Origin of the sequence: Streptomyces brasiliensis (assembly GCF_014647875.1) — a bacterium.
GTDB lineage: Bacteria > Actinomycetota > Actinomycetes > Streptomycetales > Streptomycetaceae > Streptomyces > Streptomyces brasiliensis.
The window spans coordinates 199620-213035 of sequence record NZ_BMQA01000002.1; the positions used below are offsets into that span (position 1 = coordinate 199620).

General features: G+C 72.3%; 15 protein-coding genes. 10 read left to right on the forward strand and 5 right to left on the reverse strand.

Translation table 11 applies throughout. The features are described 5' to 3' along the window. Positions 1-46: 46 nt before the first annotated feature. The gene (locus IEZ19_RS04570) at positions 47-634 is read left to right on the forward strand and encodes a pyridoxamine 5'-phosphate oxidase family protein (protein WP_189309676.1); all 588 of its coding nucleotides are present in this window, start codon (positions 47-49) and stop codon (positions 632-634) included. A 3-nt stretch (positions 635-637) separates the two neighbouring features. Next, positions 638-1345: a L,D-transpeptidase family protein gene (locus IEZ19_RS04575; RefSeq protein WP_189309677.1), complete on the forward strand. Its 708-nt coding sequence runs from the start codon at positions 638-640 to the stop codon at positions 1343-1345. A gap of 103 nt (positions 1346-1448) precedes the next feature. Here the strand turns inward: IEZ19_RS04575 and IEZ19_RS04580 are convergent, their stop codons facing one another. Beyond that, the gene (locus tag IEZ19_RS04580) at positions 1449-2924 is read right to left on the reverse strand and encodes a sensor histidine kinase (RefSeq protein WP_189309678.1); all 1476 of its coding nucleotides are present in this window, start codon (positions 2922-2924) and stop codon (positions 1449-1451) included. After that, positions 2921-3661, reverse strand: a complete 741-nt coding sequence (locus IEZ19_RS04585; RefSeq protein ID WP_308428926.1) for a response regulator transcription factor — start codon at positions 3659-3661, stop codon at positions 2921-2923. Before IEZ19_RS04585 ends, IEZ19_RS04580 begins: the two co-directional genes overlap by 4 nt. Before the next feature lie 150 nt (positions 3662-3811). Here IEZ19_RS04585 and IEZ19_RS04590 point away from each other — a divergent pair, with 150 nt between their 5' ends. From IEZ19_RS04590 to IEZ19_RS04625, 8 genes are all read left to right on the forward strand, one after another. Beyond that, a complete protein-coding gene (locus tag IEZ19_RS04590; RefSeq protein ID WP_189309679.1) occupies positions 3812-5164 on the forward strand; it encodes a ferredoxin reductase family protein in 1353 nt (450 codons plus the stop codon). Positions 5165-5171: 7 nt separating this feature from the next. Further along, a complete protein-coding gene (locus IEZ19_RS04595) occupies positions 5172-5630 on the forward strand; it encodes an FMN-binding protein (protein ID WP_189309680.1) in 459 nt (152 codons plus the stop codon). Between the two features lie 59 nt (positions 5631-5689). After that, positions 5690-7072: a ferredoxin reductase family protein gene (locus tag IEZ19_RS04600; RefSeq protein ID WP_189309681.1), complete on the forward strand. Its 1383-nt coding sequence runs from the start codon at positions 5690-5692 to the stop codon at positions 7070-7072. Between the two features lie 38 nt (positions 7073-7110). Next, positions 7111-7872 carry an FMN-binding protein gene (locus IEZ19_RS04605; RefSeq protein WP_189309682.1) on the forward strand — a complete coding sequence of 254 codons (762 nt, stop codon included), beginning with the start codon at positions 7111-7113 and terminating at the stop codon, positions 7870-7872. A 4-nt stretch (positions 7873-7876) separates the two neighbouring features. Then, complete coding sequence (locus tag IEZ19_RS04610) at positions 7877-8665, forward strand: FAD:protein FMN transferase (protein ID WP_189309919.1); 789 nt, start codon at positions 7877-7879, stop codon at positions 8663-8665. Positions 8666-9030: 365 nt separating this feature from the next. After that, a complete protein-coding gene (locus tag IEZ19_RS04615; RefSeq protein WP_189309683.1) occupies positions 9031-10866 on the forward strand; it encodes an ABC transporter ATP-binding protein in 1836 nt (611 codons plus the stop codon). Next, the gene (locus IEZ19_RS04620; protein WP_189309684.1) at positions 10863-11072 is read left to right on the forward strand and encodes a hypothetical protein; all 210 of its coding nucleotides are present in this window, start codon (positions 10863-10865) and stop codon (positions 11070-11072) included. The genes IEZ19_RS04615 and IEZ19_RS04620 overlap by 4 nt, the downstream gene beginning before the upstream one ends. After that, positions 11060-11425, forward strand: a complete 366-nt coding sequence (locus IEZ19_RS04625; protein ID WP_189309685.1) for a protein kinase family protein — start codon at positions 11060-11062, stop codon at positions 11423-11425. Before IEZ19_RS04620 ends, IEZ19_RS04625 begins: the two co-directional genes overlap by 13 nt. A 12-nt stretch (positions 11426-11437) precedes the next feature. Here IEZ19_RS04625 and IEZ19_RS04630 read toward each other — a convergent pair whose 3' ends face one another. The 3 genes from IEZ19_RS04630 to IEZ19_RS04640 form a co-directional block, all read right to left on the reverse strand. Beyond that, positions 11438-12205, reverse strand: coding sequence for an anti-sigma factor family protein (locus IEZ19_RS04630; RefSeq protein ID WP_189309686.1), 768 nt, complete (start codon positions 12203-12205; stop codon positions 11438-11440). After that, positions 12195-12782 (reverse strand): RNA polymerase sigma factor, encoded by a 588-nt coding sequence (locus IEZ19_RS04635; protein ID WP_189309687.1) that lies wholly within the window; start codon positions 12780-12782, stop codon positions 12195-12197. The genes IEZ19_RS04630 and IEZ19_RS04635 overlap by 11 nt, the downstream gene beginning before the upstream one ends. Before the next feature lie 97 nt (positions 12783-12879). Continuing rightward, positions 12880-13416 carry an arginine repressor gene (locus IEZ19_RS04640; RefSeq protein WP_189309688.1) on the reverse strand — a complete coding sequence of 179 codons (537 nt, stop codon included), beginning with the start codon at positions 13414-13416 and terminating at the stop codon, positions 12880-12882.

Here is a 13416-nt window from a genome sequence, read left to right on the forward strand (position 1 = left end):
CGGGGATCGTGACGTGTGTCGCCGCCCGCGCCGATAATCGGTGACCATGGGAAAGACGTATGAACGCATCGACGGCAGGCTCCGCACGTTCATCGAGGAACAGCCACTCTTCTTCACCGGCACCGCGCCGCTGTCCGGCGACGGCACGGTCAACCTCTCCCCCAAGGGCCTCAAGGGCTCCTTCGCGGTGCTCGACGAGCTCACCGTGGCGTATCTCGACTTCGCCGGGTCGAACGCCGAGACGATCGCCCATCTGCGGGAGAACGGGCGGATCACGCTGATGTGGTGCGCCTTCCAGGGCCCGCCGAACATCGTGCGGGTGCACGGGCGCGGGGAGCCGGTCTTCCGTGACGACCCGCGCTTCAAGGAACTGCTCACGCATTTCCCGGACATCGACCCCACCCCGCACGGCCTGCGCGCGGTCATCGTCGTCCACGCCGAACTCGTCCGGGACACCTGTGGCTACGCGGTGCCCCGCATGGCGTACGAGGAGGACCGCGATCTGCACGCACGGCGCTTCGCACGCGAGGACGACGCCTCACTGAGCGAGTACTTCCAGAGGAAGGAGCACGTGGCGACGAGCCTGGACGGCCTACCCGGGCTGCCGTTGCCGCTGCCGCCCTCTAGCGTCTGAGCCATGCGCCCAGGTGTCGTCGTCTCCCTCGTCTCCGCGTCCGGCCTCGTGCTCGGTGCCGCGCCCGGCGGGGGCGCGGACACCGGTCCACTGCCCTCACGCATGGCAACCACGGGTGGGGGCAGTCAGCTGATCACCGCTCAGGCGCCGCGTGCCGACGCCACGTCGGGCACCGTCACCTGGTGGGACCTGCGGGACGGACAGTGGGTGAAGGCGGGGTCGGCGGCGGCGCGGTTCGGGGTCAAGGGGCTCGTCGAGGGCGGCAAGCGGAAGCAGCGGACGGACACGACTCCGGCCGGGCTGTACGACCTGCCGTTCGCCTTCGGTGTCGAGGCGGCGCCGGGCGGGACGGGCGTCCCGTACCGCCGTGTGCACGAGGACTCGTGGTGGTGCCAGGACAACGACTCGCGGTCGTACAACCGGTGGACCGAGCCCCGGCCGGCGGACTGCCGGGCGGCCGAGTCCGAGCATCTGATCACGTACCCGACGCAGTACGCGCACGCTCTCGTCATCGGGTTCAACTACGGCACACCGGTGCGGGAACGCGGCGCGGGAATCTTCCTGCACGTCAACGGGCGTGCGGCGACGGCGGGTTGTGTGTCGGTGCCGAAGGATGCCATGCGGCGTCTGCTGCAGTGGGCCGATGCGGGGAAGCGGCCGCATATCGCCATCGGGACGGTGAGCGGTGCCACGGCCATCACTCGGTACTGAGGGTCGGTTCGCCGTGGGGGTCATCGTCGGTGGGCGTGTGCAGGTCGTCCGTGGTTGATCGCGCCCACGCGGCGCAGCCGCACATCGGCACAGCCCCGCGCCCCTAAGGCGTTGCGGCCAGGGGAAGTTTCACCGTGAACGTTGTGGCCCCCGGCCGGCTCTCCAGCCCCACGCTGCCCCCGTGGGCTTCCGTCACCGCCGCCACGATCGACAGGCCCAGGCCCGCTCCGCCGCCGGAGGCGTGAGCGTGGCGGCGATGGTCCGCTCTCGTGAAGCGTTCGAAGACCTCGGACCGAACCTCCTCGGGGACGCCGGGGCCGTCGTCGTGGACCCGCACGCTCGCCGTCGTGCCGTCGGTCTCCAGGGTCACCGTCACCTTCGTGCCGACGGGCGTGTGCAAACGTGCGTTGGCCGACAGGTTGGCCAACACCTGTTGGAGGCGATGGGCGTCGCCGGTCACGGTGACCGGGTCCTCCGGCAGTTCGAGGGTCCAGCGGTGGCCGGGACCCGTGACGCGGGCGTCCGTGACCGCGTCCAGGACCAGCCGGGTGAGGTCGACGGGGCGGCGCTCCAGGGGACGGCCGGCGTCCAGGCGGGCCAGGAGCAGCATCTCGTCGACCATCTCGCCCATCCGCGAGGACTCGGCCGCGATGCGCTCCAGGGCGCGCGTCACCTCCGGCGGCACCGGGCCCGGGTGGAGGAGCGCCAGTTCGGCATGTCCGCGCACCGAGGCGACCGGGGTGCGCAGCTCGTGGCTGGCGTCGGCGGCGAACCGGCGCAGCCGCTCCTCGCTCGCGTGCCGCTTGGTCAGCGCGTCCTCGACATGGCCGAGCATGCGGTTGAAGGCACCCGCGACCCGGCCCACCTCGCTGCGCGGGTCGGACTCGGGGGCGCGCGGCGGCAGGGTGACCTCACCGCTGGCCAGCGGCAGCTCGCTGACCCGGGTGGCGGTCGCGGCGACCCGGCTCAGGGGCCGCAGCGACCAGCGCACCCAGACGGCGCCGGTGACCCCGGTGACGGCGAGGGCCGCCCCGAAGACGACGGCGGCCACCAGCTCCAGCCGGTGCACCGTGGCCTGCACGGGTTCCAGCGGGAGCCCGACGATCAGTACGTCCCCGTCCCGGCCCGGCGTCGCGATCACGCGGTAGTCGTCCAGGGCGGACAGCTCGACGGTGTGGGCGCGGCCGTCCGCCGGAACCGCCGCGAGCCGCCGCTCGTCCGTGGCCGTGACGTCGACGCCCAGATCGGCGCCGGGGTCGCCGGAGCGGACGAGCGCCTTGTTGGTGACCCTGGCGCCGACCAGGCGGGCGCCGAAGGTGCCGGCGGCCTGGCGGCGGGTGTCGCCGTGCTCGTCGCCGTCGTGGTCGTTCGGCACCTGGCCGCCATGCTCCAGGCTCGCGGGCAGCCGGGTGCCGACCTGGCTCAGCTGCTCGTCGAGCCGCTGTGTGAGGAACCCGTTCACCCCGACCACCGCGGCGATCCCGACGGCCGCGCAGCTCACCGCCAGCAGCACCACGAGCCCGACGGTGAGCCGGGCCCGCAGGGTGTGGAGGCGGGGCAGGTGCGGTACGAGGGTCATCGCGTCCCCGGCTTGAGCACGTACCCGGCCCCGCGCACCGTGTGGATCATGGGCTCGCGGCCCGCGTCCACCTTCTTGCGCAGGTAGGAGATGTACAGCTCGACGACATGGGCCTGGCCGCCGAAGTCGTACGACCACACCCGGTCGAGGATCTGGGCCTTGCTGAGCACGCGGCGGGGGTTGCGCATCAGGAAGCGGAGCAGTTCGAACTCGGTCGGGGACAGCTCGACCAGCTCGCCGGCCCGGGTCACCTCGCGGGCGTCCTCGTCCATGACCAGGTCGCCGACGACCAGCCTCGGCCCCTCCTCCTGCTGCCGGGCCATGCCGGCGCGGCGCAGCAGTCCGCGCAGCCGCGCGACCACCTCCTCCAGGCTGAACGGCTTGGTGACGTAGTCGTCGCCGCCCGCGGTGATGCCCGCGATCCGGTCCTCGACCGCGTCCCGGGCGGTGAGGAAGAGCACACAGACGTCGGGCTGCGTCGTGTGCAGGTCGCGCAGTACGGCGAACCCGTCGGTGTCCGGGAGCATCACGTCGAGGACGACGGCGTCGGGCAGCAGCTCGCGGGCGGTGGCGAGGGCCGTGGCGCCGTCGCCCGCCGCGCGGACCTCCCAGCCCTCGTAGCGCAGGGCGCCGGTGAGTACCTCGGCGAGGTCGGGGTCGTCGTCGACCACGAGGACACGCAGGGGCGTGCCGTCGGGGCGGGTCAGGGCGGGGCGGCCGGAGCGGGTGGTGTTCATCTCGTCTCCCAGCATCGCCCGTCGCGGGTGCCTCGGGCCTGCGGTGACCCTCTGAGTTTCCTCTGAGTCCGGCCGACGACCCCCCGCTCAGAGGGGTCTCAGAGGTTATGGCCGCACAGTGGCAGGCCTGGCGGGAGAAGGGACGCATCCATGACCACCGTGTACGAGCAGCGGACGGCACCGCCCGTACCGCTCGCTCCGCGCCGCTCTCCCGCGGGCCCGCTGCTGGCGCTGCTGTGGGCCGGGGCGGCGGCCGTGGTCGGGCTGTGGTGGACGGACACCGGCACGGTGGTCGGGGCGGCCGGCTGGCTGACCGGGGCCGGGCGGATCGCCGGGCTGCTGTCCGGGTACGCCTGCGCGGTTCTGGTGGGTCTGATGGCGCGGGTGCCCGTGCTCGAGTCCCGGATCGGTTCGGACCGGGTGGCGCGCTGGCACGCGATGGCCGGCCGGTACACCGTCTGCCTGCTGCTCGCGCACATCGGGCTGATCCTCGCCGGGTACGCAGCGCAGGACCATGCCTCCCTGGTCCACGAGACGCTCACGGTGCTCCTCGACTATCCGGAGATGCTGAAGGCCTCCGCCGGCACGGTGATCCTGTTCGCGATCGGTGTCACCTCGGTGCGCGCCGTGCGCCGCCGTACCAGCCACGAGTTCTGGTACTACGTCCATCTCCTCACCTACGCCGCCGTGTTCCTCGTCTTCGGCCACCAGCTGGCGCTGGGCAACGACTTCAGCGGGAAGCCCGTGGCCACTGCCGCCTGGTACGCCCTGTACCTGGGCGTCGCGGCCCTGGTGGTGTGGTTCCGGCTGCTCGCGCCGCTGCGGCTCAACCTGCGGCACCGGCTGCGGGTGGAGTCGGTGCACCGGGAGGCGCCGGGCGTGTACTCGGTGGTCGTCCGCGGCCGGCGGCTCGCCGAACTGGGCGCGCGACCGGGGCAGTTCTTCCGCTGGCGGTTCCTCGGCGAGGGCATGGGCTGGGCGTCGACGCCGTACTCCCTGTCGGCACCGCCGCGCGCGGACCGGCTGCGCATCACGGTCAAGGCGCTCGGCGACCACAGCGCGGCCGTGGCCCTGCTGCGGCCGGGCACCCGGGTGTGGGCGGAGGGCCCGTACGGCTCGCTGACCGCCGACCGGGCCACCTCGCACCATGCACTGCTGATCGCGGCCGGCGTCGGCATCACCCCACTGCGGGCCCTGTTCGAGACGCTGCCCGGCGAGGTGACCCTGCTGTACCGGGCACGCACGGCCGAGGATCTCGCCCTGGGCGGCGAGTTGGAGGCGGTAGCGCGCTGGCGCGGGGCGCAGGTGCTGTACGCGCTCAACGGGCCGCAGGGGCAGCGCCCGGACCTCAGCGCCGCCGCTCTGCGCGCGACGTTCCCGGGGCTCGCCGGGCACGACGTCTACCTGTGCGGCCCGCACGGCTTCGCCCAGGAGCTGTATACGCAGCTGCGCGCCGCCGGAGTGCCCGACCGCCGTATCCACCACGAGTCGTTCGAGCTGTGAGGCCGCCGTGCACGCGTTGAAGAAGACCCGCCCCCTGCGCCGGATCGTGCTGGCGAGTGCCGCCACCGTCTCCGGGATGGTCCTGCTGCTGGCGCTGAAGCCGCATACGAGCCCGGAGGCGGCGTCCGCAGTGCCGGCGCCCGTGCCGGGCAGCAGTGCGAGCGCGTCGGCCGGGACGCCCGCCTCCGGCACGAAGAGCGTCGACGGCGAGACGGTGCAGACGCGCTGGGGCCCCGTCCAGGTCCGCATCACGCTGAAGGACGGCAAGCTCACGGAGGTCACCGCGGTCACCTACCCGACGGACAACCCCCGCGACCAGGAGATCAACAGCTACGCCCTGCCCCAGCTGCGGCGGGAGGCACTGGCGGCGCAGAGCGCGCAGATCGACACCGTGTCCGGAGCGACGTACACAAGTGACGGATACCGCCAGTCACTTCAGTCCGCGCTCGACTCGGCAGGGCGCTGAACACTCGTGAGGCACGGCACGTATCTGTGGGCCAAGGGTCCCGTCCCCACGGAGGAACCGTGACCACCACGCTCGCAGGCGGACGTGCCGCCCGCCGCCAGACGATGCGCCGCATCCGCCCGCGCCGCTCCCCGGCCGTCCCGCTGCTGCTCGCCGTGTGGGCGGGCGCGCTGGGCGTGCTGGGGCTGTGGTGGCACAACACGCCGTCCATCGCGGACGACAACAGCAGGATCCTCAACGCGGGACGTATCACCGGTCTGCTGGCCGGATACCTCATGGCCCTGGTCGTGCTCCAGATGGCCCGGGTGCCCGCGCTGGAGCGGCGGGTCGGCTCGGACCGGGTGGCGCGCTGGCACGCGATGAGCGGCCGCTACACCCTGTGCCTCGTCTTCGCGCACATCGTCCTGATCATGTGGGGATACGCGCTCCAGGCGGGCAGGTCGCTCGGCGACATCGTGCAGCAGACGGTCGACTCCATCAACCAGCTCCCGGACATGGGCAAAGCGGCCGTCGGCGCGGGTCTGTTCGTGCTGATCGGGCTGACGTCGATCGGTGGGGTGCGCCGCCGGCTGCCGTACGACACCTGGTACCACGTGCACCTGCTGACGTACGCGGCGGTGTTCCTGACGTTCTGGCACCAGATCACCACCGGCAACGACTTCGCTGTCGAGCCCATGGCGAAGACCTTCTGGTACGGCCTGTACGGCGCCGTGACCGCGCTGGTGATCTGGTACCGGGCCATCACCCCGGTCCGGCTCAACCTGCGGCACCGGATGCGGGTCGAGGCGGTCATCGAGGAGACGCCGGGCATCGTGTCGGTGCTCATCGGCGGGCGCAAGCTGCACCGGATGGGCGCGGAGGCCGGGCAGTTCTTCCGCTGGCGGTTCCTGGCACCGGGCATGCGGTTCAGCTCGCACCCCTACTCGCTGTCGGCGGCGCCCCGCCCCGACATGCTGCGGATCACCGTGAAGGCGATCGGCGACCACAGTGCCAGGCTGCGGGAGCTGACGCCGGGCACGCGCGTGTGGGCGGAGGGTCCGTACGGCGCGCTGACCGCCTCCCGCCGCAGCCGCGGCAAGGTGCTGCTGGTCGCGGGCGGCGCCGGCATCACCCCGATGCGGGCGCTGTTCGAGACGCTGCCCGGAGCGTCCGGCGACCTCACGCTGCTCTACCGGGCCAACACCACCCAGGATCTCGCGCTGTGGGACGAGCTGGCGGCGATCGCGAAGCAGCGCGGCGCCCGGCTGATGTACGCGGTGAACAGCCCGGAGGGCGAGCGGCCGGACATCTCCGCGGACACCCTCCAGCGCAAGATCCCCGACATCGACCGGCACGACGTGTTCCTGTGCGGCCCGCCCGGGTTCGCGCAGACGGTGTTCGAGGCGCTGCGCGGCGCGGGGGTCCCCGCCCGCCGCATCCATCACGAGTCGTTCGAGATGTGAGCGACGGGAAACCCACGGGAATCAGGAGATTCGGTCGGATGAGGAAGAGCCATCCCCTACGGCGCATCGTGCTGGCCACCGCCGCCACCGTGTCCGGGGTCGTCCTGCTGCTGTCGCTGAAGCCGGCCTCGGACCCGGCCTCCGCGTCGGCCGCGGCCCCGCAGCAGCCGGCGGCCGGGCAGGAGGCACCGCAGGGCGGTGCGCAGGCCGCCGGGGCCACGGTGACCGGTGACGTGGCCCAGACCCAGTACGGGGCCGTGCAGGTACGGCTGACCGTCAGCAACGGGAAGATCACCAAGGCCGAGGCCGTCCAGGCGCCCGAGGGCGGCACCAGCGACCAGAAGACCGCCCTCGCCGTACCCAGGCTCAACCAGGAGGCGGTGGCCGCGCAGAGCGCGCGGATCGACGCCGTGTCCGGAGCGACGTACACCAGCAACGGCTACAAACAGTCGCTCCAGTCCGCGCTGGACCAGGTGCGGGCGGCGGCCGACGCCTCGTCGGCACCGGCGTCCTCGGCACCCGCCGCCTCCCGGACACTCACCGGCAAGGTCGCACAGACCCAGTACGGGGCCGTGCAGGTACGGCTGACCGTCAGCAACGGGAAGATCACCAAGGCCGAGGCCGTCCAGGCGCCCGAGGGCGGCACCAGCGCCCAGAAGACCGCCCTCGCCGTACCCAGGCTCAACCAGGAGGCGGTGGCCGCGCAGAGCGCGCGGATCGACGCCGTGTCCGGAGCGACGTACACCAGCAACGGCTACAAACAGTCGCTCCAGTCCGCGCTGGACCAGGCCGGTGGCTGACGCGGTGGCGGAGCCGGCGGAGGCTCCCGCCGCCGTGCGGCACGCGGAGGAGGTCATGGGGACCGTCTTCTCCTTCGACGTCCGCGGCGGGGAATCCGCGGTCGTGCGGACCGCACTGGCCGAGGCGGTCGCCGGGCTGCACCGGGTGAACGAGGTGTTCAGCACGTACCGCGAGGACAGCCAGGTGTCCCGGCTGGCGCGCGGCGAGCTGACCGTGGCCGAGTGCGATCCCGAGGTCGCCCAGGTGCTGGAGCTGGCGGCCGAGGCGGAGCGCGTCAGCGAGGGGTGGTTCAGCACGACGTACCGCGGGTCGCTCGATCCGACCGGCATCGTCAAGGGCTGGGCCGCCGAGCGGGCCGCGCGAGAGATCGCGTCGGTCGGGGTGAGCGGGGTGAGCGTCAACGGCGGCGGGGACGTCCAGATGTTCGGCACGCCTGAGCCGCACCGGCCGTGGCGGGTGGGCGTGTCGGATCCGCTGCGGCCGGGCGGGCTCGCGGCGGTGATCTCGGCGGCCGGGGTGGACCGGTTGGCGGTCGCCACGTCGGGTACGGCGGAGCGCGGGGCGCACATCGTGGATCCGCGCACGGGTCGGCCGGCGATCACGGACCTGGTCGCGGCGACGGTGGTGGCACCGCTTCTGACCTGGGCGGACTGCTGGGCCACGGCCGCGTTCGCGATGGGCTCGCGTGAGGGGCTGGCGTGGCTGGAGTCCCTGCCGGGGGTGGAGGCGCTGCTGATCACGGCGGGCGACGAGGTGCGGTGCACCGGAGGGCTCGCGGCGCGGCTGGGGTGAGACCACGGCCTCATGACATCGCGTTTCTATACTTTCTCCCAGAAACCCCATCCAAATTCCATCCTGAGACGTATCTCCAGTGCAGCGAGTTTCAGGAGGAACGCATTTCGATCTTCAGCCATCTGCTGCCGGCCAAGCACCGGGACGACTTCCGGCACACGTCGGGACACGACGACGGCTCCCGCCACGGACCGGCATGACGACCGGCACGACCACGGCCGCGGCCACGGCGACCGCCACGGGCACGACTACGGCGACCGCCACGGACACGGACACGACGGGTACTGATTGCCCACCACTGCTGAGCGGGCCGGAGCGGGCAGGCCCCGGTCCGTCTCACCGTCCAGCCACGAGGAACCCGTGTCATGACGCATGTCCTACGGCGGCTGCTGTCGGTGGCCGAGACGTCCGACGCCGTGGTGGCGGCCGCGCCCGCGGTCGCCCCGCGCGAGGTGTTCAGGCGGTTCTGGCCCTACACGCGTGGTGGCCGCCGCTGGTTCGTGCCCGTCGTGCTCTTCAGCCTGATCGGTCCGGCCCTCGACGCCGGGGAGATCTGGCTCTTCAAGGTCGTGGTGGACGACGTCCTCGTCCCCCGTGACCTCCATCCGCTGTTGTGGATCGCCCCGGTCTTTCTGGGGCTCGTCGTGGCTTCCGGCGTTCTGGGGTTCGCCGACGACGTGACGTCCACCTGGGTCGGCGAACGCTTCCTGCTCAAGCTCCGCTCCGATGTGTTCCGGCACGTCCAGGGACTGTCGCTCGGGTTCTTCGAACGCCGGCGACTCGGGGACGTGCTGTCGCGGGTCACGGGCGACGTCGACGCGGTCGAGACGTTCCTGCTGTCCGGGGTGGCGGACGCCCTCTACTACCTGATCAGCCTGGGCGTCTTCCTCGGCCTGCTGTTCTACCTCCAGTGGGACCTCACTCTCCTCGCCCTCGTCGTCGTACCGCTGTTCTGGGGCACGGCCCGGCACTTCTCCCGGCTGGCCAAGACGGCGTCGCGGGAGCGCAGGCGGCGCGGCGGATCGATCAGCGCGATCGCCGAGGAGTCGCTGAGCAATGTCGCGCTGGTGCAGGCGTACAACCGGCAGGGGTGGGAGGAGCGCCGGTTCGAGCGGGAGAACATCGGCAGGTTCCGGGCGGCCATGGCCTCGGCGCGGATCCGGGGCGTCTACGGACCGATCGTCGAGATCATCGAGGTGTCCGGCGGCCTCGCGGTGATGGGCCTGGGTACCTGGAAGCTGGCGCAGGGTCAGCTCACGCTGGGCGGGCTGCTGGTCTTCCTGGCGCTGATCGGCAAGCTGTACGGCCCGGTCCATGGCCTCTCCGGCCTGGGCACGAGCTTCTACACGGCGTCCGCCTCGGCCGAGCGGATCATCGAGCTGCTGGACCAGCGGCCCCAGGTCGCCGAGTCCCCGGCCGCCCGGCGGATCGGCCGGGCGCGGGGTGACGTCGAGTTCGACGGCGTCGGCTTCCGCTATCCCGGCACCTCGTCCTGGGCCCTGTCGGACGTCTCGTTCCATGTCGCACCGGGCGAGACGCTGGCGCTGGTCGGGGCCAGCGGGGCCGGCAAGTCGACGGTCTCGAAACTGCAGTTGCGCTTCTACGACCCCGACCGGGGAGCGGTCCGCCTCGACGGGACGGATCTGCGGAGCCTGCGGCTGTCCGACGTCCGGGAGAACGTCGCGGTCGTCCTGCAGGAGACGCTCGTCTTCCACGGCAGCGTGCGGGACAACATCGCCTACGGCCTGCCGGGCGCGACCGAGGGCGAGATCGTCGCGGCGGCGCGCGCGGCGGACGCGCACGAGTTCGTCGAGCGGCTCCCGGAGGGCTACGACACGCTGGTCGGCCAGCGCGGCCGGACGCTCTCCGGCGGCCAGTGCCAGCGCCTGGCGATCGCCCGCGCGATGATCAGGGACGCGCCCGTGCTGCTGCTCGACGAACCGACCACGGGGCTCGACGTCCGCTCGGGCAGGCGGATCATGGACCCGCTGCGCCGGCTGATGGCCGGGCGGACGACCATCGTCATCTCGCACAATCTGCTGACCGTCCGGGACGCCACCCGCATCGTGGTGCTCGACCACGGCCGGATCGTCGAGCAGGGCACCCACGACGACCTGCTCGCACGCGACGGAACATACGCCCGACTGCACCGCTTGAACGCCATGACCGGGCCCACATCGAACGGGAAGGTCCTGTCGTGAGCGGCCCCGTTCCTCCGCCGCCCCTCGCACCGGACACGAAACCGGTCCCGGGCTACGAGGTCCTGGCACACCTGACCCGCACCGGCCGGCTCGACGTCTACGACGCCTGGAGCGAGGAGCGGGCCTGCTCCGTGCTCGAGGCGACGCGTCCCGACTGCAGGGGTGAACAGCGGCTCGCCGCGGTCACGCGAAGGTGCTGGACCTGAGCGCCGCGCGATCACCCGGGCCCGCGCCCACCGGGCTGGGCACGTTCTGCTGCCGCTCGCCGGAACAGGCCCGCGGCGAACCGCTCACGGCCGCCGACCTGTGGGACATCGGCATGGCGTTGTTCGAGGTCGCCGGCGGCGCGATGCCGTTCGACTTCGCCGACAGCAGGGACGAGTCGTACGACGGTGTCGGCCGATACCCGCCGCCGGAGCGGACCGCCCCGCCGATCGCGTCCCGCCGCCGGATGCCGGCCCCTCTCGCCGCCGTCGTCGACGCCTGTCTCCAAGGCGATGCAGCCGCCCGGCCCACGGTCGCAGAACTGCGGGCGACGCTGTCGGCGGCTTCCGTCTGAGACCCGCCGGGTTCATGTCTCCGGAGCCACGACATGCCCCGTCTCCAGCCCGGCCGTGGCGAGGACGGTGCCGTCGGCGGTGGTCAGCCGGACGCCGGAGAGCGCATCGGGGTCTACGGTGGCCTTCGCTCCCCACTCGCCCTGCCCCGCGCTCATGGTGAAGTCGCCGACGCGGAACGTCGTACCGTCGCGGAGTTCGAGGAAGCAGGTGACCTGGCCGTTGTACGGGGTGCCCCGGCCGGTGAGGTCGACGGACATGAAGATCCAGCCGGGGGTACCGGGGTGTGCGTAGACCTCGCCGACGTGCTGGTCCTTGGCGCCGGGCGGGGTGAAGTCCCCCAGCAGCATGGGCTCGCTCGCGACGGCGGGCGGGGGCGAGGCCGTGATCGCCTCGACGCCCGTGGAGATCCCCCAGCCGGCCAGCCCGAAGGCGACCGCGAACGCCGTCGCGAGCGCGGCGAGCCGCAGCCGGGCCCGGCGGGCGTGACCGCGCAGACCTTGACGCAGGGAGGCGGACGCCTGCCCGGCCCGCTCGTGCGCCACCGCGTTCTCTGTGAGGCGGCGCGCCACCCGGGCCTCGAAGCCGGGCGGCGGTTCGCGGTCCGGCAGCAGGCCGATCAGCCGGTCGCCGACGAGGGTCAGCTGCTCGACGTACTCCCTGCACTCGGCGCACCGCTCCAGATGCGCGACCGCCTCGGCCCGCTGACGGCCGGGCAGCACACCCAGCGCCAGCTCGGCGGCGAGCTCCCGCATCTTCTCGCAGTTCATGTCACTGGGCATGATCGCCTCGCTCCGGAGACGCGAGCGTGGTCCGCAGTTTCGCCATCGCCGTCCTGATCCGCGTCTTGGCGGTACCCAGCGGGATCTGCTCCGCGTCGGCGACCTGCTGGGCCGTCATTCCGTAGATACCCGCCATCACCAGCGCACGGGCCTGTTCCCTGGGCAGCCGCGCCACCGCGGCCCTCAGCCGCGACGAGGCCTCGTCGGCCAGCGCCCACTGCTCGGGGGTCTCGGTGGCGACGCCGAGCAGGGTGTCGAGATCCTCGGGTGCCACCGGAGCCGCCCGCCGTGCCCGGACGGCGTCGATGGCGAGGTTGTGCGCGATGGTCGTCAGCCAGGTCGTGACCGACCCGCGACGCGAGTCGTAGATCTGGGCGTGCTGCCACGCGCGCTCGAACGTCTGCTGGGCGACGTCCTCGGCGAGCTGCGGGTCCCCGGTGACTGCCATGGCCACACCGAACACCCTGTCCTGGAACCTCCGTACGAAGGTGACCGCGAGTTCCGGATCACCGGTGGCCAGCCCGGACAGCAATGCCTCGTCCGGGAGACGGCCCTCGGGGAACCGGAGACCCGACACACTTCTGTATACGGACGACAGCCGCCAGGGGATTGCCCGCTCGCCGCGGAAGATCACATTCCTATTGTCCGTCGCCGGGCCGGGACCCGCACGGGGCTCAGTGACCGTTCTGCGCGAGCCTCAGCAGATGGTCGGCCAGCCCCTGGCCGCCGGTCGGGTTCCGGCTGATCAGCAGCAGGGTGTCGTCACCGGCGATCGTGCCCAGGATGTCGTGCAGTTCCGCCTGGTCGATCGCCGAGGCGAGGAACTGCGCCGCGCCCGGAGGCGTGCGCAGGACCACGAGGTTCGCCGAGGCCTCCGCGGAGATCAGCAGCTCCTGGGAGAGCCGCCGCATCCGCTCCTCCTTCGCCGACTCCCCCAGCGGGGCGCGCGGCGTGCGGAACCCGCCCTCGCTCGGCACGGCGTAGATCAGATCGCCGTCATTGTTGCGGATCTTCACCGCGTTCAGCTCGTCCAGATCCCGGGAGAGCGTCGCCTGGGTGACGTTCAGCCCGTCGTCGGCGAGCAGTTTCGCCAGCTGGCTCTGCGACCGCACCGGCTGCCGGTTGAGGATGTCCACGATCCGGCGGTGCCGTGCCGTGCGGGTCTGCGGCAGGGCCGGCCCGGCCTGCCCGTGGTCCTGCGCCTGGGTCAT